Source organism: Nocardia mikamii NBRC 108933, assembly GCF_001613505.1.
Taxonomy (GTDB): domain Bacteria; phylum Actinomycetota; class Actinomycetes; order Mycobacteriales; family Mycobacteriaceae; genus Nocardia; species Nocardia mikamii.
In genome coordinates this window covers 47,888-67,397 of sequence record NZ_BDCM01000014.1, presented here as the reverse complement: position 1 = coordinate 67,397, position 19,510 = coordinate 47,888, and the positions used below count along the sequence as shown (strand labels likewise).

Sequence of the window (19,510 nt, the reverse complement as noted above, 5' to 3'; positions counted from 1 at the left end):
GGCCGGTCAGGATGTCAGCCAGATCGCTTCTGCCGCAGGGCTTCCCAGGTCGATGGTCTGCTCGCCGATCCGCACGGCGATGGTGCCCGCGAAATCGCGCCGCTCCACCACGGTGATCACGGTATCCAGTGCGATGCCGACGGAATCGAAATACCGCAGCATGGCGGGATCGAAATCGGAGATGCGCGCCACCCGGCCGGACTGTCCGGCCTGGAAGTCGCTGAGCTGATGGGCGGGCGGAGTGGGGACCGCGCCGTCGACGGAGGGAATCGGGTCGCCGTGCGGATCGCGGTCGGGATGGCCGAGTTTGGCGTCGATGCGTTCGACCAGCGTCTCCGACACCGCGTGCTCGAGCACCTCGGCCTCGTCGTGCACCTCGTCCCAGCCGTAGCCGAGCTCGCTGACCAGGAACGTTTCGATCAGCCGGTGGCGGCGCACCATGGCGACGGCGGCCCGCCGGCCGTTGTCGGTCAGGGTGATGGCGCCGTAGCGGGCGTGTTCGACCAGGCCTTGATCGGCGAGTTTGCGCACCGCTTCCGACACCGTCGATGCCGACACGCCGATCCGCTCGGCCAGCAGTTTGGTCGACACCTTCTCCTGCGACCACTCCTGCGCACTCCAGATCACCTTCAGATAATCCTGGGCGACCGACGACAGCGAGGGAGCCACATTCGCCGCGCGCCCGGCCGCACCCCCATCGGGTTGTGACGCAGCGGAATCTGCCAGCTCACGCCGGGTGGCGACATCACGTTTTCCGGGCACGTATCGAGCTTAGCGGGGGGAGCGACGCGGCCGGAGGAGGCAGCCTGCGTAACCCCGCAGGCCGCCGCGGGCGGGTGACGGTCGGGTGAACAACCGCCCCGCCGAATCCCGGTTCGTGACCGTGCTTGCGTAGGCTTCGGTGTGTGCAGAGATGGCGAAGTCTCGAGGAAATGCCACCGGACTGGGGCCGGTGTGTGCTCACCATCGGCGTGTTCGACGGTGTGCACCGCGGTCACGCCCAATTGATCAGCCGTGCGGTGAAATCCGCTGCGGTGCGCGGTGTTCCCTCGGTTCTCATGACCTTCGACCCGCATCCGATGGAAGTGGTGCGTCCCGGATCGCATCCGGCGCAGCTCACCACGCTGACCCGGCGCGCGGAACTGGTCGAGGAACTCGGTATCGATGTGTTCCTGGTGATGCCGTTCACCCAGGACTTCATGAAACTCACCCCGGGCCGCTATGTGCACGACCTGCTGGTCGAGAAGTTGCACGTCGCCGAGGTCGTGGTGGGCGACAACTTCACTTTCGGCAAGAAGGCTGCCGGGACCGTGGAGACCATGCGTGAGCTGGGCGGCCGGTTCGGGTTCGAGGTCGACGGTGTGAGGCTGGTCGGCGAACACGCGGTCACCTTCTCCTCCACCTACATCCGCGCCTGTGTCGACGCGGGTGACATGGCCGCGGCGGCCGATGCGCTCGGCCGTCCGCACCGGGTCGAGGGTGTCGTGGTCCACGGCGACGGTCGCGGTCGCGAACTCGGTTTCCCGACCGCCAACGTGGCTCCGCCGATGCATGCGGCGATCCCGGCCGACGGTGTGTACGCGGGGTGGTTCACCGTGCTGGCCGCCGGTGAGACGGTCGGCGTCACGCATCCGGGCAAGCGGGCCATGGCTGCGATCTCGGTGGGCACCAATCCGACCTTCTCCGGCCGCACCCGCACCGTCGAGGCCTTCGTCCTCGATACCGAGGCGGATCTGTACGGCCAGCATGTGGCGGTGGATTTCGTCCAGCATCTGCGCGGTATGCGCCGCTTCGACTCGATCGACGATCTGGTCCGGGCCATGGGCGAGGACGTCGAGCAGACGCGGCAGGTGCTCGCCGCCGCCGAGGCGAGCGAAGCCCAGCGCTGAGCGAATCCGCTGCATGGACGGGCCGGCCGGATCGAGGTCCGGGTCGGCCCGATTCGGTCCGGCCGCGCCGATCCGGTAGGCTGGCTCGTCGGGTCTGCTGCGGTCCGCGGTGGCGCCCGCCCGGGATTTCCCGGTTTCCTCGAGCGCGGACTGAGAATCAAGGAGTGTTTCGTGGCTCTGACCACCGAGCAGAAGTCGGCCATCCTCAAGGAGTACGGCCTGCACGAGAAGGACACCGGTTCGCCGGAGGCCCAGATCGCGCTGCTGTCCAAGCGGATCTCCGATCTGACCGAGCACCTGAAGGTGCACAAGCACGATCACCACACCCGCCACGGCCTGCTGGGCCTGATCGGTCGCCGCCGGCGGCTGTCGAAGTACCTGCAGGACAAGGACATCGAGCGCTACCGTTCGCTGATCGAGCGGCTCGGACTGCGGCGTTGATCTGTTCGCGCCCGCACGGACGCGAGACAGACGCGCTGACAATCACAGGTAGTTAACGCGCAGCCGATGGGGAGGCATAGAATCTCCCCGTCGGCTAGTCGTATATCGGCACCGCACCAGCCGTATGCACCCGCACGCGTGGCGTCGGTCTTCGGTAGTGGCCTTTCGGCGAGAGTTGCCGGCGGGCTTCGATCGATGACCGCCTCCGCGTCGCCGGTTCCATGGGGGATCGGCCGGGTGTCGCGCCACAGCCAGGAGGGCTGTCGCGCGCCCGAACCCGGGTACGGCTGCCCCTGTGCAGGGAAGCCGCTGCCTTCGGGCAGGGATTAACAGCGCAGGGACACCCAGCCGGATCGCGCCGCGAGGGCGTTCGATCCGGCGAGACGAGAGGTTGAGACAGAAATATGACCGAATCCCAGACGAGCTCCGCCATCGAGGTCGAACCCGGTGTGTTCGAATCGGTGGCCCTGATCGACAACGGGAGCTACGGCACCCGCACCGTCCGGTTCGAGACCGGGCGTCTGGCCAAGCAGGCCGCCGGCTCCGTCGTCGCCTACCTGGATGACGAAACCATGCTGCTGTCGGCGACCACGGCCGGTAAGCACCCCAAGGACCAGTTCGACTTCTTCCCGCTGACGGTCGACGTCGAGGAGCGCATGTACGCCGCGGGTCGTATCCCCGGCTCGTTCTTCCGTCGCGAGGGCCGCCCCTCCACCGACGCGATCCTGACCTGCCGCCTGATCGACCGTCCGCTGCGCCCGTCGTTCGTAGACGGCCTGCGCAACGAGATCCAGGTCGTGGTCACGGTGATGAGCCTGGACCCCAACGATCTCTACGACGTGGTCGCCATCAACGCTGCCTCGGCGTCGACCCAGATCTCCGGCCTGCCGTTCTCCGGCCCGGTCGGCGGCGTGCGGGTCGCGCTCATCGACGGCCAGTGGGTCGCCTTCCCGACCGTCGAGCAGCTCGAGAACGCGGTCTTCGACATGGTCGTGGCCGGGCGCGTCGTCGAATCCGGCGATGTCGCGATCATGATGGTCGAGGCCGAGGCCACCGACAAGGTGATCGCCCTGGTCGAGGGCGGCGCCCAGGCGCCGACGGAAACCGTTGTGGCCGAAGGCCTCGAGGCCGCCAAGCCGTTCATCGCCCGGCTGTGCAAGGCGCAGGCCGACCTGGCCGCGCTCGCCGCCAAGCCCACCGAGGAGTTCCCGCTCTTCCCGCCGTACGCCGACGACGTCTACACCGCCGTCGAGGGCACCGCGAAGACCCCGCTGGGCCAGGCGCTCTCGATCGCCGGCAAGCAGGAGCGCGACGAGCGCATCGACGAGATCAAGCTCGAGGTGCTCTCGGCGCTGGCCGAGGACTTCGAGGGCCGCGAGAAAGAGATCGGCGCGGCGTTCCGCTCGGTCACCAAGAAGCTTGTGCGCCAGCGCATCCTGTCCGACGGCTTCCGTATCGACGGGCGTGGCCTGGCCGACATCCGGGCGCTGTCCGCCGAGGTCGCCGTGGTGCCGCGGGCGCACGGTTCGGCGCTGTTCGAGCGCGGTGAGACCCAGATCCTGGGCGTCACCACCCTCGACATGGTGAAGATGGCCCAGCAGGTCGACTCGCTCGGGCCGGAAACCAGCAAGCGCTATATGCACCACTACAACTTCCCGCCGTTCTCCACCGGTGAGACCGGCCGCGTCGGCTCGCCCAAGCGGCGCGAGATCGGCCACGGCGCGCTCGCCGAGCGGGCGCTGGTGCCGGTGCTGCCGAGCCAGGAGGAGTTCCCCTACGCCATCCGTCAGGTGTCGGAAGCGCTGGGCTCCAACGGATCCACCTCGATGGGTTCGGTGTGTGCCTCCACGCTGTCGCTGCTGAACGCGGGTGTGCCGCTGAAGTCGCCGGTCGCCGGTATCGCCATGGGTCTGGTGTCCGACGAGGTCGCCGGCGACAACGGTGAGTCGGAAACCCGCTATGTCGCGCTGACCGACATCCTCGGCGCCGAGGACGCCTTCGGCGATATGGACTTCAAGGTCGCCGGTACCCGCGACTTCGTCACCGCGCTGCAGCTGGACACCAAGCTCGACGGCATTCCGTCGAAGGTGCTGGCGGGTGCGCTGAACCAGGCTCGCGACGCGCGCCTGACCATCCTGGACGTGATGGCCGAGGCCATCGCCACCCCGGACGAGATGAGCCCCTACGCGCCGCGCGTCACCGCGATCAAGATCCCGGTCGACAAGATCGGCGAGGTGATCGGGCCCAAGGGCAAGGTCATCAACCAGATCACCGAGGACACCGGCGCCAACATCTCCATCGAGGACGACGGCACGGTGTTCGTCGGCGCGACCGACGGCCCGTCGGCGCAGGCCGCGATCGACGCGATCAACGCCATCGCCAACCCGCAGCTGCCGAAGGTCGGCGAGCGCTTCCTGGGCACGGTCGTCAAGACCACCGCCTTCGGCGCGTTCGTGTCGCTGCTGCCGGGCCGCGACGGTCTGGTGCACATCTCGAAGCTGGGCAACGGCAAGCGGGTCGGCAAGGTCGAGGACGTGGTGAACGTCGGCGACAAGATCCGCGTCGAGATCGCCGATATCGACAACCGCGGCAAGATCTCGCTGGTCCCGGTCGCCGAAGAAGACACCGCAGAGGCATCCGCCCCCGCCGCCGACGAGGCTCCGGCTGCAGCCGAGGCCGCGGCCGAGTAAATAGTTGGATGTGACGAAGAAGAAGTCCTCGGCGCGCGCCGCGAAGCCCTCGGTTTCGACGCGCGCGCCGGGCAGCACAGCTCGCGCGCCGAAGACGAAGCAAGCCTCGCGCGCGAGGACTCCGGCGAAGCCCCCCAGCGCCGACGCCCCCTTGCTCGCGCTCGAGCAGGGGGGCTCTTCGCTGGTGCTCGCCGAGGACGGTTCGTTCTCCGACACGGGGGTGCGGCGTACGGTACTGCCCGGCGGATTACGGGTGGTCACCGAACATGTGCCCGGCGTGCGATCGGCATCGATCGGCGTCTGGGTGGGTGTGGGTTCGCGCGACGAGGGCCCCACCGTGGCCGGCGCCGCGCATTTCCTGGAGCACCTGCTGTTCAAGGCGACCCCTACTCGGACGGCGCTGGACATCGCCGAGGCCGTGGACGCGGTCGGCGGAGAACTCAACGCGTTCACCGCCAAGGAGCAGACCTGCTACTACGCGCACGTCCTGGACGACGATCTGCCGCTCGCGGTCGACGTCGTCTCCGATGTGGTGCTGAACGGCCTGTGCCGTCCGGTCGACGTCGACGTGGAACGTCAGGTGGTGCTCGAGGAGATCTCGATGCGCGACGACGATCCGGAGGACCTGGTCGGCGACTCGTTCCTGACCGCGCTGTTCGGCGATCATCCGATCGGGCGGCCGGTGATCGGCACCGTCGATTCGATCGAGCAGATGACGGCCGCGCAGCTGCGCGGGTTCCACCTGCGGCGCTATCGTCCGGACCGGATGGTGGTGGCGGTGGCCGGCAATATCGAGCACGAACACACCGTGGAGTTGGTGCAGCGTGCGTTCGCCGACCGGCTCGATCCGTTGCGGGAACCGGCGCCGCGCCGGGAGGGCCACTTCCGCCCGCGCACGTCACCGCAGCTGCAGTGGACCTACCGCGACAGCGAACAGGCGCATCTGGTGTTCGGGGTGCGCGCGTTCGGCCGGCACGAAGGGCATAAGCGCTGGCCGCTGTCGGTGCTGAACACCGTGCTCGGCGGCGGGCTCAGTTCCCGTCTCTTCCAGAAGATTCGGGAGGAGCGCGGCCTGGCGTATTCGGTGTACTCCAGTGTCGACACCTTCGCCGACACCGGCGCGTTCTCGGTCTATCTGGGATGTCAGCCGGAAAACCTGGCCGAGGTGACGACGTTGGCGTGCGAGGTGCTCGACGAGGTGGCCGCGAACGGGATCACCGACGCCGAATGTGCAAGGGCCAAGGGCTCGTTGCGTGGTGGGCTGGTGCTGGGCCTCGAGGATTCCGGCTCTCGGATGAACCGCATCGGCCGCAGCGAACTCAGCTACGGCAATCACCGCAGCGTCTCGGAGACGCTGGCGCGCATCGACGCCGTCACCACCGCTGAGGTCTCAGCGATCGCCCGCACCCTGCTGGCGCGGCCGTACGCGGCCTCGGTGGCGGGGCCGTATCGGCGGGCGCGCGATCTGCCCGGTGCGGTGAAGCGATTGGTGGACTGAGTCAGTCGCGCGGTGCGGCGCCGGAGTCGCCCGCGCGATTGGCGGCGCCCACCACCGCCGCGAGCAGTCCGGGCAGGGCGTGCTCGACCTCCTCGGAGCGCAGCCGGGCATAGGTCTGGCCGTCGGCGACGATGCGTTCGGTGACCCCGGCCTCGCGCAGGATCTTCAGGTGGTGGGTCGCGGTCGATTTGTTGATGGTGTCGTAGAGCATGCCGCAGCGCACCGGGCCGCCGGCATTGCTGAGCCTGCGCACCATCTCGAGCCGGACCGGGTCGTGCAGGGCACCGAGCACCTCCTGCACGGTGGCGACCGGATGAGATTCCACGGTCTTGTTGCTATCGCTCATGATCTTTCTCACGGGAAATTCAGTTTGATGGGAATCAAACCATCGCTACGGTGGTTGAGTTCGATCGCAATCAAACTTACCTGATGGAGAGAATCGATGGCCGCAACTGTCACGGTTGCACCGGCTCAGCGGACCACGCAGTCCTGGGCCTATGCACTGATTCTGGTCGCCAGTGGAGTAGCGCTCGGTGTGTCCGGTGTTCCCGCCCCGCTCTACGGCCTGTACCAGAAGCAATGGCATTTCTCGCCGCTGACCACCACCATCGTCTTCGCCGTCTACGCCGTCGCCGCCCTGGCCGCGGTGCTGGTGTCGGGCAAGATCTCCGATGTGGTCGGCCGCAAGCCGGTGCTGCTGGGCGCGCTGGCGACGATGGTGATCGGGCTGATCGTCTTCCTGTTCGCCGACAATGTCGCGATGCTGCTGGTGGCCCGGGCGCTGCACGGAGTGGCCGTCGGCGCCACCGTGGTCGCCGGGGCGGCGGCTCTGCTGGATCTGCGTCCGCAGCACGGTGCGCGATCGGGACAGCTGACCGGTGTGGCCTTCAATGTCGGTATGGCCGTGGCCATTCTGGGTTCGGCGCTGCTGGCACAGTACGTCCCGCATCCGCTGCGCACGCCGTATGTGGTGATCACGGTGTTCTGCCTGCTGATCGGGGTCGGCGTGGTGGTGATGACCGAAACCCACACCGCGCGGATGTCGGGTCCGATCCGGATCGCGAAACCGGCGGTGCCGCAGGAGATCCGGGCCGACTTCTGGTTCTCGGCGCTCGGCGTGATGGCGGCCTGGTCGGTGCTCGGTGTGCTGCTGTCGCTGTATCCCTCGCTGGCTGCGGAGAAGACCGGCGTGCACAATCTGGTCTTCGGCGGCGCCGTGGTCGCCTCCACCGCGACGGCCGGGGCGCTGGCTCAGCTGTTCGCGACCGCGATTCCGGCGCGTCGCGCGGCCGTCGGCGGCGACACCGGGATGGCGATCGCCCTGCTGCTGACCATTCCGGCGCTGGCGACCCACAACTGGGTGGTCGTCCTGCTGGCCGGGGTCCTGCTCGGCACCACCTTCGGCCTGGGCTTCGGCGGATCCCTGCGACATCTGTCGAATGTGGTGCCGCAACACAAGCGCGGCGAGACCATGTCCGCCTACTACCTGCTGGCGTATACCGCGATGGCGCTGCCGACCGTCCTGGCCGGCTGGGCCGCCACCCAGTGGGGGATGGGCACGATCTTCCCGTGGTTCGTGGTGGTGGTCGCACTGGCGTGCCTGACCGCGGCCGCGATCGGTGTGCGAGGGAGTCGCGCGGCGGCCTGATCGGCGCGAAACTGGTTGCCGGACACAACGATGCGGTGCGCACCGGAAAGGCGTGCACCGCATCGCCGCGTCGCGGCCGGGCCGAATCCCGCGGGAGCTGTGGCGGATTCGAATTCTCGTTACTATGCGCACATGGTTCGGCGGGGGACATTTCTGCACCGGCAGGCTCAGCGGATACAGCGCTCGGCACTGCTGGTATCGGTCGTCACGGTGGTGCTCGGCGGCTTGGCGATCGCGGGTGTCGCGTGGTGGGCGCTGTGGCTCGCGCTCGGCGCGAAGGCCGATACGCCGAATCAGCTGGATCTGACGAAGATCGCGTTGTCGGTCTCGGCCGGCGTCGGCGGTGCGGTGGCGCTGGTCGTGGCCTATCGCAAGCAGCGCGACAACGAACGCGGCCGCTTCGCGCAACTGTTCGGCGCAGCGGCGGCGCAACTGGGTAATGCCGATGTCGCGGTGCGGATCGCCGGCGTCTACGCGATGGCCGGTGTGGCGGACGAGTTCGCGACGCGCGGCATGCGGCAGCAGTGCATCGACGTCCTGTGCGGCTATCTGCGACTGCCCTACGACCCCGACGAGGGCGCCACCCACCTGAGCTCGCGCAAGGTCACCGAGGAGGCGGGGAGCTCCCAGGTGGAGCGGGCCTATCAACTGCGTCAGAACGATCGTGAAGTGCGTCGCACCATCGTCTCGGTGATCGCCTCGCGGCTGCGCCCGACGGCCGAAATATCGTGGTCCACACATAATTTCAACTTCGACGACGCGGTGCTCGAGGATGTGGACTTCCGGGGGGCGGTCTTCGCCGGCCGGCACACACATCTGCGCGGCGCCCGTTTCACCGGGAGCCGCTCGGCCAACTTCACCGACGTCAAGTTCGTCGGCCAGCATGTGACCTTTCATGCCGCGCGATTCGACAACGACGTGCTGTTCCACAACGCGCACTTCGCCACCACCGCCTACACCGACCACACCGCCAGGGCCGGAACGAGTTTCGTGGACGCCGTCTTCCATCGGAGCGCCGACTTCACCGGCGCCGAATTCCTCGGTCCGGGAACACGATTCCTGCGCGCCCGCTTCGCCGGGGAACCGACGTCGTTCAGTGGCGCGAAGTTCGGGGCCGACATGACGGATTTCCGGCAGGCCCGTTTCGAGGGGGGCCGGACGCATTTCGACGACGTCCGCTTCGCGGGCGCGGACACCCGTTTCGACGACGCCGTGATCGGCGGTTCGCGCATCACGTTCGCCGGCACCCGTTTCGATGCCTCCCGCACTGTGTTCGACAACGCCCGCATCGGTGCCGACGGTGATTCGCGGCCGGCCGATTTTCGTGGCGTCACCTTTCGAGGCAGCGTGTCGACCGAGGGTGCTGCGATCCCCGGCTGCCCGTTCGGCCCCGTGGCGCCGGAGGAGACGCCGACACCGGACGGAGTGCGAGATCCTGACGGCGCCGGCCCTGTCGTCGCGGGACAACCGGACGCATGAGTAGCCGCGGCCGGTACTCACCGTGCCCGCGGCGGCTCCGGATGATCGCGGCCGGCCGAGTGATACTCGGCGTCGCGCTCGCCCGGTACCGTCGGTGCCATGAAGATTCGTGGTGCTGTGCTGGAGCGGATCGGTGACCCGGCTCCCTACGCCGATTCGAACCCGATCGTGATCGAGGATCTGGAGTTGGCGGAGCCGGGGCCGGGGGAGTTGCTGGTCCGGATCGAGGCGGCCGGGCTGTGCCATTCGGACCTGTCGGTGGTGGACGGAAACCGGGTGCGGCCGGTGCCGATGCTGCTGGGACACGAAGCGGCCGGACGGGTCGAGCAGGTGGGCCCCGGTGACAGCGATCTGCGGGTCGGCCAGCGCGTCGTGATGACCTTCCTGCCGCGTTGCGGGCAGTGTGAGGGCTGCGCCACCGACGGCCGCACCCCGTGTGTCCCGGGCAGCGTGGCCAACAACGAGGGCGAGTTGCTGGGCGGCGGGCGGCGGCTGCGCGGCGCGGACGGGCCGGTGCATCACCATCTCGGCGTCTCCGGATTCGCCACCCACGCCGTGGTCGATCGGCGGTCGGTGGTGCCGGTCGACGACGACGTGCCGCCGGAAGTCGCCGCCGTTCTCGGCTGCGCGGTCCTCACCGGCGGTGGGGCCTTGCTGAATTCGGCCCGGCCCGGCGCGGGGGACCGCATCATGGTGGTCGGTCTCGGTGGCGTGGGTATGGCCGCCGTGCTGGTGGCCGCATCGCTGCGGGAAAGTCTCGGCGCAGAGGTCATCGCCGTCGACACCGTCCCCGAGAAGCTCACGCTGGCAAAGGAACTCGGCGCCACCCAGGTCTACACACCGGCGGAGGTGGCCGAGCGTGGTATCGCGGCCGAGGTCGTGGTCGAGGCGGCGGGGAATGTGCGGGCCTTCGAGACCGCGGTGGCCGCCACCGCGCCCGGCGGCACCACGGTGACCGTCGGACTGCCGAATCCGGAAGCGCGCGCGAGCATTTCACCGCTCGGGCTCGTCGCGCAGGGGCGTTCGATCGTGGGCAGCTACCTCGGTTCCGCGGTCCCGGCGCGCGACATCCCGGAATATGTGCGGATGTGGCGGGAGGGGCGGCTTCCCGTCGAACGCCTGGTGTCCTCGCGCATCCGGCTCGACGAGATCAATCACGCGATGGACGAGCTGGCCGCCGGGCACGCCCTGCGCCAGGTCATCATTTTCGACTGAGGCGCGGGCCTCGCGCCCGTGGTGCCCTCGCATGTCGAAGGTCGCCCGTCGCCGCCCTCACCGCGTGGTCGTCGCCGGACGACGCTGCGGCTCGCCGATCGGTCGAGACGACGACGCGGCGCCGTCGTCCGCACGGCTGCCGGATCGGCTCTCGGTGGTCGCGGCGGGTGACGTAGGCGACTTCCGGGTGACCGGTGTGGCGGCGGCCGGCGGCCCTGCCGATAGGCTCTGAGCGCAACGGGCATCGAACGGTATGTGAGGAGTTCACGGTGGCGACGAACCGGATCCGGGTGGGCGTACTCGGCGCGCAGGGCAAGGTCGGACAGGCGATCTGCGCGGCGGTCGAGGCCGCCGACGATCTGGAGCTGGTCGCCGGCGTCGACAGGGACGACGCGCTGGAGGCGTTCACCGAGGCCGGCACCCAGGTCGTGGTCGACTTCACTCATCCCGATGTGGTGATGCCGAATCTGAAGTGGTTGGTGGAGCACGGTATTCACGCCGTGGTCGGCACCACCGGATTCGACGAATCCCGGCTCGCGCAGGTGCGCTCCTGGCTGGCGGACAATCCCGAGGTGGGCGTGCTGATCGCCCCCAACTTCGCCATCGGCGCGGTGCTGTCGATGCGGTTCGCCGAACAGGCCGCGCGCTGGTTCGAATCGGTCGAGGTCATCGAACTGCATCATCCGAACAAGGCCGACGCGCCCTCCGGCACCGCCTACCGGACCGCCGGCATCATCGCCGAGGCCCGCAAACAGGCCGGTGTGGGCCCGAGCCCCGACGCCACCACCACCGAACTCGACGGCGCGCGCGGGGGCAGCGTCGACGGGGTGCGGGTGCATTCGGTGCGGCTGGCCGGGCTGGTCGCGCATCAGGAAGTGCTGTTCGGCACCCAGGGCGAAACGCTCACGATCCGCCACGACTCGATCGACCGCACCTCCTTCGCCCCGGGCGTGCTGCTGGGTGTGCGGCAGATCGGCGCCCGCCCCGGACTCACCGTCGGGCTCGATCCGCTGCTGGACCTGTGAACGAGCGCGACAGCGGGCGGCAGGTGCTGCGCATCGTCGCCTTCATCGCCTTCCTGGTCATCGCGCTGGCCTTCTACTTCCTGCTGCTGGGGCGCATCGCGATCGAACTGATGACCTCGGGCAAGGCGGCCGCCGTCGCGATGGGCGTGGGCGTGCTGATCCTGCCGATCCTCGGGGTGTGGGTGGTGGCCACCAGCATTCGCGCCGCCCTCGCCCACCAGCATCTGGCCCGGCGCATCCACGACGAGGGCCTCGAACTCGACGTCTCCGAGTTGCCCCGCCGCCCCTCCGGCCGGCTGGAGAAGGCCGCGGCCGACGAGCTGTTCGAACAGGTCAAGAAGGAGTGGGAAGCCGATCCCGACAACTGGCGCACCAACTACCGCGCCGCCCGCGCCTACGACTACGCCGGCGACCGCTCCCGCGCCCGCGACACCATGCGCCGCGCGGTGGAACTCGAGCGGGTCGAACGCCGGACCGGGTCCTGACACCCGGTCGGCCCCACTAGGCTCGCCTGGGTGCCGACGTTGCTGATCATCCACCACACGCCTTCGCCGTTCCTGCAGGACATGTTCGAAGCGGTGGTCGCGGGCGCGACCGACCCCGAGATCGAGGGGGTCGAGGTGGTGCGGCGGGCGGCGCTGGCGGTGACCGCGAGCGATGTGCTCGCCGCCGACGGCTACGTCCTGGGCACGCCGGCCAATCTGGGCTACATGTCGGGCGCGCTGAAACACGCCTTCGACACCTTCTACTACCCGTGTCTGGACAGCACCCGTGGCCGGCCGTTCGGGGTGTACATCCACGGCAATCAGGGCACCGAGGGCGCCGAGCGCAGCATCACGACCGTGACGACCGGGATGGGATGGCAGCAGGCCGCCGCACCGGTGATCGTCACCGGTCAGCCCGGCAAGGACGACCGGGAGAAGTGCTGGGAACTGGGGGCCACGATCGCGGCGCAGCTGACCGCGTGAGCCCGTGACCCGATTTCTGGTGTCTCACACGGAGATCACCGGCACCGTCATACTCGACGGCAGGACGCCGCCCTCCCGGGTGGGGCGCGGTGTTGTGTTCGGGTTTGGGGAAGGGTGAGGACCATATGACGCCATCGCGGCGGATCGGTCTGGTCGAGGACCACGAGTCGGTCGCGCTCGGGCTGGCCAGCATGCTGGCCGGCGAAAGCGATCTGGAACTGGTCATCACCGCCGCAACGGTGTCCGAATTGCTCTCGGCGGCACCGCAATTGGATCTGGTGATCCTGGATCTGCGGCTCGCCGACGGCTCCACCCCGCAGTCCAACGTGCAGGCCCTGCGCGATCGCGGGCTCGAGGTGCTGGTGTTCACCGGCGCCGACAATCCGTTCCTGGTGCGCTCGGCCGCGCGGGCCGGAGTGCTGGGCGTGGTGCGCAAATCCGAGGATGTGCAGACCGTGGTCGCCGCGGTGCGCGCCGCCGCGAGCGGCGAACAGGTGGTCACCACCGATTGGGCCGCCGCCATCGACGGGGATCCGCAGCTGCCCGATGTGGGCCTGAGTCCACGCCAGCAGGAGGTGCTGACCCTCTACGCCTCCGGCGAGAAGGCCTCGCGGGTGGCGCGGTTGACCGGGCTCTCGGAACAGACCGTCAACGACTACCTGGGCCGGATCCGCCAGAAGTACGCCGACGCCGGTCGCCCGGCGCCCACCAAGACCGACCTCTACAAGCGTGCGGTGGAGGACGGGTGGCTGCCGGTGCCCGAGCGCAACAACCAGGCATGATCGCGATCGACGCGCCCGGAGTCTTCGCGCGCACCGCGGCCGCGGCCCGCCTCCGGGTTCCCGGCCGCGCCCAGGTGCGCACCGATACTCCCGCGGTGGAGCGCGTCATGCGCCGGCTGGGGCTCTCGGTCGGCGCGGGCGGGGTGATCATGGGCCTGGCCGACGTTCCGGAGATCACCGAGCAGGCGCAGTTCACGCCCGCCTGGTGGACCCCGGCCGCCGGCGCGCTCGCATTCGGACTGTTCCCGGTACTGGCCCTGCTCTCGATCCGGTCGAGGCCGCGCACCATCCGGCTGGTGTCGGGCTGCGCCGCGGTGGCCTTCCTGTCCGCGGTGGCGACCATGCTGATCGGACTCGACACCCACAGCATCGGCGCGAATTCGGTATGGCTGTACCGGATGCTGCCGCTGGGGGTGCTCGCGGCCACGTTGGCGTGGCCGACGCTCGTCGCGGGGGCCTATCTGCTGATCGGCTCGGCGGCCGTCGCGTTGACGAATATCTATCTGGCGGAACAGTTCACGGCGGCGTCGGCGCTCAGCGCGTTCGCCCGCGCGGTCGGCTTGTCGGCGCTGTTCCTGTGGTGTGTGGTCTCGGCGCTGTCGGCCGCGGCCCGGGTGGATCGCGAATCGGTGGCGGCGAGCGGGCAGGCCGCCGAAGCCGCCGCGGCCGCGGCGCGCGACAACGAGAGCGCCCGCTTCGCCGCCCTCATCCACGACGCCGTCCTGTCCACGCTGCTGGACGCCTCGCGCGGCAGCGAACCCTCGGCCGTGTTGCGACGGCAGGCCGAACGCACCCTGGACCAACTCGACGAGATCCGGGTCGAATCGCGCGAACCCGATGTGCTCGATGCCCCCGCGGCCGTGAACTTCCTGCGCGCCTCGGTGCACGAGGTGAACGCCGGCATTCGCTTCACCACCAGGACCTGGCCGGGCTTCGACGACCTGCGCATGCCCGCCGCCGCCGCGCGCACCCTCGCCGCCGCCCTGGCCGAGGCGGTCCGCAACAGTCTGCGCCACGCCCCGGTGCCCGGTCGCGCGGTGACACGCACGGTGACCTGCACGATCAGCGCGGGCAGCATCCGGGTCGTCTTCACCGACGACGGCGCGGGATTCGATGTGAACGCGGTCTCCGCGGACCGGCTCGGCATCTCGGTGAGCATTCTGGGCCGCATGCGCCAGCTGGCCGGCGGCGCCGGATTCGTGGAATCGCAACCGGGGGAGGGCACCGCGGTGACCTTGGTCTGGGGTGGTGACGGTGCGCACTGAAACCGGTCGGGAACAGGCGTTCGGACTGGGGGAGATGCTGGGGTTGCGCGGCGGTACCGCGTGGCTGTTCCTGGTCCTTCTCGAAGTGACCATCACCCTCTATATGGTCCGCAACCTCGACACCACGAATGCGCTGTCGGCGGTGACCGCGCTGATCGTGATGGTGGTGGCCGGTGCGCTGGTGCTGGTGGCCCCCGGTGATCCGCTGCCCTGGACCGTCACGATCTTCGTCGCCGCCGCCGGGCCGGTCGCCACCGCGCTGACCTCGGCCGATCCCGGCACGCCGGAAACCCGGCACATGGTGTGGACCACCTTCGCGACCTCGTATGTGCTGGCCGTGCTGGTGCTGCGGGGCCGGATGGGCACGGCGTGGCTGGGCGTGGCCGGAGTCGCGGTCGTCATCGGTGTCGGCGGCGCGCTGGCGTGGCTGAGCGCGAGCGCGATCGTCGCCGCGATCGTTCCCATCGGCACCGTCATCGCCATCTCGGTGTTCGCGCAGATCATGCGGCCCACTCAGCGTTCGCTGCGGATGTTGCGCGAGGAGGCGAGCGCCCAGGCCGCCGCCGAGGCGACGATGGCGGCGGCCGACGGCGAACGCGCCCGGCAGCTGGAGCGCCTGGACCGGGTGGCTCGCCCGATTCTGGAACGCATCGCCGACGGCGCGGTCCTCACCGTCGGCGAACGCGAGCAGTGCCGGCTGCTGGAGGCGGAACTGCGCGACGGACTGCGCGCCCCGCAGCTGGTGACCGAGGGACTCAGCGGGGCCGCGCGGGGTGCGCGAGCGCGCGGGGTGGAGGTCGTGCTCCTCGACGACGGCGGTTTCACCGACGCGCCGAAATGGTTGCGCGAGCGCGTCATCGACGTCGCCACAAGGGAATTGGACGCGGCGAACGCCGGCTCGGTGACGGTGCGCATCCTGCCGCCGGGGCGGCGGGCGCTGTCGACTGTCCTCGCGCAGGCGCCCGATCGGGACCGCCGCATCGAGATCGGTCCCACCGGCACCGTGACGGTGATGGACTGACTCAGCTGTCGCAGCGGCCGGGGCCGCCCTTGCGCATCTGGTCGCGCAGGGCGCCCTGTACCGCACCGGCGAGCCAGGAGTTCAGCGATTGACCGCTCTGCGTAGCGGCCTCCTCGGCGCGGGCCTTCAAATTCTCGACCATGCGCAGGGTGACGCGGCTGATGTCGCCGGTCATCTCCTCGAAGGTCGGATGCGACTCCTCGGATGCCGTGCGGCGCACCTCCACCTGGGCGTCGGTCCCCGACAGGGAGACGTGCACGGTGCGATCGTCGAGGGTCGCGTTGACCTCGTTCGCCAGATCCGAGAGCGCGGCCAGCAACGTCAGCCGCAGCGAATTCTCGGTGGCGGCGGCCAATGCGGCGGCGGTGGCCTGGGTCTTCTCGTCGCCCAGGGCGGCCGCGGCGATCAGATCGTCGCGCAGCCGGGCGGTGTACTTGTTCAGGTCCATGACATCAGTATGACGTCATCAATGACATCGCGCCAGCGCCGAAATGCCGTCACGGTCGCTGTCATTGCTGGAATGTGACCGGAATGTCCGCCGATATCACGGACGACGGTTCGGTGTCGTATCCGCGACCGGGTAGCCTTTCTGACCATGACGAACGGTGAATCGACGCGAACGGAGCTGCGCGCGTCCGGCACGGTCGGTGTCGCGATGGTGACCCCCTTTACCGCCGAGGGCAAGCTCGATGTCGATGCCGGCGTCGCCCTGGCCGCAAGCCTGGTCGACCGCGGTGTCGACCTGCTCGCCATCTCCGGCACCACCGGAGAATCGCCGACCACCACCGAATCGGAGAAGTTCGACCTGCTGCACGCCGTCGTCGACGCCGTGGGCGACCGCGCCACCGTCATCGCGGGCGCCGGCACCTACGACACCGCCCACAGCATCGAGCTCGCCCGCAACGCCGAGCGTGCGGGTGCGCACGGTTTGCTGGTGGTGACGCCGTACTACTCGCGCCCGTCGCAGGAAGGTTTGCTGGCGCATTTCACTGCCGTCGCCGACGCGACCGATCTGCCGGTGACGCTGTACGACATTCCGCCGCGCTCGATCGTGCCGATCGCCCCGGATACGCTGCGGCGCCTGGCCGAACACCCGAACATCGTCGCGGTGAAGGACGCCAAGGGCGACCTGGGCGCGGGAGCGGAACTGATCGCCGACACCGGGCTGGCCTACTACTCCGGCGACGACGTGCTCAATCTGCCGTGGTTGTCGGTGGGTGCGGTCGGATTCATCAGTGTGATCGGCCATCTGGTGCCGGAGCGGCTGGTGCAGTTGCGTGATGCGTACGCGGCCGGTGAGGTCACGCTGGCTCGCGACATCAATGCCGGCCTGTTGCCCGTCAACCGCGCGATGGCCCGGGTCGGCGGCGTGGCCCTGATCAAGTCGTCGCTGCGGTTGCTCGGAATGGATGTCGGCGAGCCGCGGCTGCCGCAGCTGATGCCCATAGGTGTGAATCTGGAATCGATCGTCGCCGAACTGCGACTGGCGGGGGTGCTCGCATGAGTGAACCGGTGAACCGTCGTCCGCGCCGGACCGCGAGCCGAGCGGCGGGAGCACCGGCTCCGGCGCCGCCGCCCGCGCCGCCGGTGGAGCCCGAAAAGCCTGCGGTGCAACAGGTTTCGCCGCCGGAGCCCGCGCGTGCCGAACCGGCCGCCGAGCGTCGCGCTGCCGCCGGGCAACGCGAGACCACGTCCGCAGCGCAACGTGAAGCCGCTCCCGCGGCGCAGCGTGAAGCGGCTCCCGCCGCCCAGCGTGGCGAACAGGCCGGTGACCGGGGTCGTTCCCGCCGTTCCGGCCGTGGCCGCCAGTCGGGCAGCCGCGGGCGGGCGGAACAGTCCGCGCCGCAACCTGTTTCGGCGGGATTGCCGGCCGGTCTGCCGCCCAGGTTGCCGAAGCAGGGCCTGCGCGTCTACGCGCTCGGCGGCATCGGCGAAATCGGCCGCAATATGACCGTGTTCGAATACGGCGGCGCGATGCTGATCGTCGACTGCGGTGTGCTGTTCCCCGAGGATCAGCAGCCCGGCGTCGATCTGATCCTGCCCGACTTCCGGCCCATCGAGGACCGGATCGACGAGGTCGCCGCCGTGGTGCTGACCCACGGCCACGAGGACCACATCGGCGCGGTGCCGTTCCTGCTGCGGCTGCGGCCCGACATCCCGGTCGTGGGCTCGAAATTCACCCTCGCGCTGGTCGCCGCGAAATGCCGCGAACATCGCTTGCAGCCCAAGCTGATCGAGGTCACCGAGGGCCAGCGGACCACCCACGGCCCGTTCGACTGCGAGTATTTCGCGGTCAACCACTCCATTCCCGATGCGATCGCGGTCGCGGTGCGCACGCCGGCCGGGCTGGCCCTGCACACCGGTGACATCAAACTCGATCAGCTGCCGCTCGACGGCCGCCTCACCGACCTGGCCGGGTTCTCCCGTCTCGGCGACGAGGGTGTGGACCTGTTCCTGGTCGATTCGACCAATGCCGAGGTGCCCGGCTTCGTCACCCCGGAGCGCGAGATCGGCCCGGTCCTCGACAGTGTGATCGGCAAAGCCAAGGGTCGCGTCATCGTGGCCTCGTTCGCCAGCCACGTCCATCGCATCCAGCAGGTCGTCGATGTGGCCCAGCGCTACAACCGCCGGGTGTGCTTCGTCGGTCGTTCGATGGTCCGCAATATGCAGATCGCGCAGGATCTCGGGTACCTGAACATTCCCGAGGGCATCGTGGTCGATCTGGACCAGGCCGCGAATCTGCCCGTGCACAAACTGGTGCTGATCTCGACCGGCTCGCAGGGTGAACCGCTCTCGGCGCTGTCGCGGATGGCGCGTGGCGACCATCGCCAGATCAACATCCGCGCCGACGATCTCGTGGTGCTGGCCTCCTCGCTGATCCCGGGTAACGAGAACGCGGTCTTCGCGGTGGTCAACGGCCTGGCCCGGCTGGGCGCCACCGTGGTGACCCAGCAGAGCGCCAAGGTGCACGTCTCCGGGCACGCCTCGGCCGGCGAGCTGCTCTATCTGTACAATGCGGTCCGCCCCACCAACGCCATGCCGGTGCACGGGGAGTGGCGGCATCTGCGGGCCAACGCCGCGCTCGCGGTCGCGACCGGCGTGCCCGAGGAACGGGTCATGCTCGCCGAGGACGGTGTGGTGGTCGACCTGGTCGACGGAATCGCCTCGATCGTCGGCCGCTATCCGGTCGGGCAGGTGTACGTCGACGGATTGTCGGTCGGCGACGTCGGTGAATCGACGCTGTCGGACCGCCTGGTGCTCGGTGAGGGCGGTTTCATCGCGATCACCGTGGTCGTCGACGAGACCACCGGTAAGGCGGTCAGCACGCCGGAGGTCAGCGGCCGCGGTTTCTCCGACGATCCGGGTGCGCTGCTGGGTGCTCAGGAGCTGGTGGAGGCCGAACTGCTGCGGCTGGCCGGCGAGGGCGTCACCGATACGCACCGCATCGCGCAGGGTGTGCGGCGCGTGGTGGGTCGCTGGGTTGCCGACACCTACCGCCGCCGCCCGATGATCGTGCCGACCGTCATGGGCGTCTGAGACTGCTGGATGTGGCCCCGCCCACAGTGATGGATTCGGGCGGGGCCGCTAC

At 69.3% G+C, this 19,510-nt stretch carries 19 protein-coding genes; 16 read left to right on the top strand and 3 right to left on the bottom strand.

Annotated features, from left to right (window positions below):
- Window positions 1-6: 6 nt before the first annotated feature.
- Entirely contained in the window at window positions 7-669 is a 663-nt protein-coding gene (locus NMI01S_RS21885; RefSeq protein WP_051042822.1) for a metal-dependent transcriptional regulator, read from the bottom strand.
- A gap of 236 nt (window positions 670-905) precedes the next feature.
- On the opposite strand from NMI01S_RS21885, the gene NMI01S_RS21880 reads away from it, so the two are divergent.
- The 4 genes from NMI01S_RS21880 to NMI01S_RS21865 all read left to right on the top strand — a co-directional run bounded on the left by NMI01S_RS21880 (window position 906) and on the right by NMI01S_RS21865 (window position 6,518).
- The gene (locus NMI01S_RS21880) at window positions 906-1,889 is read left to right on the top strand and encodes a bifunctional riboflavin kinase/FAD synthetase (RefSeq protein WP_063000096.1); all 984 of its coding nucleotides are present in this window, start codon (window positions 906-908) and stop codon (window positions 1,887-1,889) included.
- 171 nt (window positions 1,890-2,060) lie between these two features.
- On the top strand, window positions 2,061-2,330 hold the full coding sequence (rpsO, locus tag NMI01S_RS21875; RefSeq protein ID WP_036503331.1) for a 30S ribosomal protein S15: 270 nt from the start codon (window positions 2,061-2,063) through the stop codon (window positions 2,328-2,330).
- A gap of 404 nt (window positions 2,331-2,734) precedes the next feature.
- Window positions 2,735-5,020, top strand: coding sequence for a polyribonucleotide nucleotidyltransferase (locus NMI01S_RS21870; protein ID WP_063000094.1), 2,286 nt, complete (start codon window positions 2,735-2,737; stop codon window positions 5,018-5,020).
- A 181-nt stretch (window positions 5,021-5,201) separates the two neighbouring features.
- On the top strand, window positions 5,202-6,518 hold the full coding sequence (locus NMI01S_RS21865) for a M16 family metallopeptidase (protein ID WP_063000897.1): 1,317 nt from the start codon (window positions 5,202-5,204) through the stop codon (window positions 6,516-6,518).
- A 1-nt stretch (window position 6,519) separates the two neighbouring features.
- On the opposite strand, the gene NMI01S_RS21860 is transcribed toward NMI01S_RS21865, so the two are convergent.
- On the bottom strand, window positions 6,520-6,864 hold the full coding sequence (locus NMI01S_RS21860; protein WP_030513184.1) for an ArsR/SmtB family transcription factor: 345 nt from the start codon (window positions 6,862-6,864) through the stop codon (window positions 6,520-6,522).
- 96 nt (window positions 6,865-6,960) lie between these two features.
- On the opposite strand from NMI01S_RS21860, the gene NMI01S_RS21855 reads away from it, so the two are divergent.
- From NMI01S_RS21855 to NMI01S_RS21810, 10 genes are all read left to right on the top strand, one after another.
- The gene (locus NMI01S_RS21855; protein WP_063000092.1) at window positions 6,961-8,166 is read left to right on the top strand and encodes an MFS transporter; all 1,206 of its coding nucleotides are present in this window, start codon (window positions 6,961-6,963) and stop codon (window positions 8,164-8,166) included.
- Between the two features lie 132 nt (window positions 8,167-8,298).
- The gene (locus NMI01S_RS21850) at window positions 8,299-9,645 is read left to right on the top strand and encodes a pentapeptide repeat-containing protein (RefSeq protein WP_063000090.1); all 1,347 of its coding nucleotides are present in this window, start codon (window positions 8,299-8,301) and stop codon (window positions 9,643-9,645) included.
- Window positions 9,646-9,744: 99 nt separating this feature from the next.
- Entirely contained in the window at window positions 9,745-10,860 is a 1,116-nt protein-coding gene (locus tag NMI01S_RS21845; protein ID WP_063000088.1) for an alcohol dehydrogenase catalytic domain-containing protein, read from the top strand.
- A gap of 31 nt (window positions 10,861-10,891) precedes the next feature.
- Window positions 10,892-11,092: a hypothetical protein gene (locus NMI01S_RS21840; protein ID WP_063000086.1), complete on the top strand. Its 201-nt coding sequence runs from the start codon at window positions 10,892-10,894 to the stop codon at window positions 11,090-11,092.
- A gap of 37 nt (window positions 11,093-11,129) precedes the next feature.
- The gene (dapB, locus tag NMI01S_RS21835; protein ID WP_167669928.1) at window positions 11,130-11,885 is read left to right on the top strand and encodes a 4-hydroxy-tetrahydrodipicolinate reductase; all 756 of its coding nucleotides are present in this window, start codon (window positions 11,130-11,132) and stop codon (window positions 11,883-11,885) included.
- Window positions 11,882-12,370, top strand: a complete 489-nt coding sequence (locus NMI01S_RS21830) for a hypothetical protein (RefSeq protein WP_063000084.1) — start codon at window positions 11,882-11,884, stop codon at window positions 12,368-12,370. Before dapB ends, NMI01S_RS21830 begins: the two co-directional genes overlap by 4 nt.
- Window positions 12,371-12,400: 30 nt before the next feature.
- Window positions 12,401-12,853 (top strand): flavodoxin family protein, encoded by a 453-nt coding sequence (locus NMI01S_RS21825; RefSeq protein ID WP_030513190.1) that lies wholly within the window; start codon window positions 12,401-12,403, stop codon window positions 12,851-12,853.
- A gap of 125 nt (window positions 12,854-12,978) precedes the next feature.
- Window positions 12,979-13,635, top strand: coding sequence for a response regulator transcription factor (locus NMI01S_RS21820; protein WP_063000083.1), 657 nt, complete (start codon window positions 12,979-12,981; stop codon window positions 13,633-13,635).
- Window positions 13,632-14,900: a sensor histidine kinase gene (locus tag NMI01S_RS21815; protein WP_063000081.1), complete on the top strand. Its 1,269-nt coding sequence runs from the start codon at window positions 13,632-13,634 to the stop codon at window positions 14,898-14,900. Before NMI01S_RS21820 ends, NMI01S_RS21815 begins: the two co-directional genes overlap by 4 nt.
- Window positions 14,890-15,921, top strand: coding sequence for a DUF8320 family protein (locus tag NMI01S_RS21810; protein ID WP_245716971.1), 1,032 nt, complete (start codon window positions 14,890-14,892; stop codon window positions 15,919-15,921). The genes NMI01S_RS21815 and NMI01S_RS21810 overlap by 11 nt, the downstream gene beginning before the upstream one ends.
- A gap of 1 nt (window position 15,922) precedes the next feature.
- Here the strand turns inward: NMI01S_RS21810 and NMI01S_RS21805 are convergent, their stop codons facing one another.
- Entirely contained in the window at window positions 15,923-16,369 is a 447-nt protein-coding gene (locus NMI01S_RS21805) for a hypothetical protein (protein ID WP_063000074.1), read from the bottom strand.
- A 147-nt stretch (window positions 16,370-16,516) separates the two neighbouring features.
- On the opposite strand from NMI01S_RS21805, the gene dapA reads away from it, so the two are divergent.
- Window positions 16,517-17,425 carry a 4-hydroxy-tetrahydrodipicolinate synthase gene (gene dapA / locus NMI01S_RS21800; RefSeq protein WP_063000072.1) on the top strand — a complete coding sequence of 303 codons (909 nt, stop codon included), beginning with the start codon at window positions 16,517-16,519 and terminating at the stop codon, window positions 17,423-17,425.
- Window positions 17,422-19,458, top strand: a complete 2,037-nt coding sequence (locus NMI01S_RS21795) for a ribonuclease J (protein WP_063000070.1) — start codon at window positions 17,422-17,424, stop codon at window positions 19,456-19,458. Before dapA ends, NMI01S_RS21795 begins: the two co-directional genes overlap by 4 nt.
- Window positions 19,459-19,510 lie beyond the last annotated feature (52 nt).

Excerpts from the sequence above, each read along its gene's own strand:
- NMI01S_RS21870 (WP_063000094.1), top strand. The coding sequence starts at position 2,735 with ATGACCGAATCCCAGACGAGCTCCGCCATCGAGGTCGAACCCGGTGTG.
- NMI01S_RS21860 (WP_030513184.1), bottom strand. The coding sequence starts at position 6,864 with ATGAGCGATAGCAACAAGACCGTGGAATCTCATCCGGTCGCCACCGTG.
- NMI01S_RS21855 (WP_063000092.1), top strand. The coding sequence starts at position 6,961 with ATGGCCGCAACTGTCACGGTTGCACCGGCTCAGCGGACCACGCAGTCC.
- NMI01S_RS21850 (WP_063000090.1), top strand. The coding sequence starts at position 8,299 with ATGGTTCGGCGGGGGACATTTCTGCACCGGCAGGCTCAGCGGATACAG.
- NMI01S_RS21845 (WP_063000088.1), top strand. The coding sequence starts at position 9,745 with ATGAAGATTCGTGGTGCTGTGCTGGAGCGGATCGGTGACCCGGCTCCC.
- NMI01S_RS21840 (WP_063000086.1), top strand. The coding sequence starts at position 10,892 with ATGTCGAAGGTCGCCCGTCGCCGCCCTCACCGCGTGGTCGTCGCCGGA.
- NMI01S_RS21820 (WP_063000083.1), top strand. The coding sequence starts at position 12,979 with ATGACGCCATCGCGGCGGATCGGTCTGGTCGAGGACCACGAGTCGGTC.
- NMI01S_RS21815 (WP_063000081.1), top strand. The coding sequence starts at position 13,632 with ATGATCGCGATCGACGCGCCCGGAGTCTTCGCGCGCACCGCGGCCGCG.
- NMI01S_RS21805 (WP_063000074.1), bottom strand. The coding sequence starts at position 16,369 with ATGGACCTGAACAAGTACACCGCCCGGCTGCGCGACGATCTGATCGCC.
- dapA (WP_063000072.1), top strand. The coding sequence starts at position 16,517 with ATGACGAACGGTGAATCGACGCGAACGGAGCTGCGCGCGTCCGGCACG.
- NMI01S_RS21795 (WP_063000070.1), top strand. The coding sequence starts at position 17,422 with ATGAGTGAACCGGTGAACCGTCGTCCGCGCCGGACCGCGAGCCGAGCG.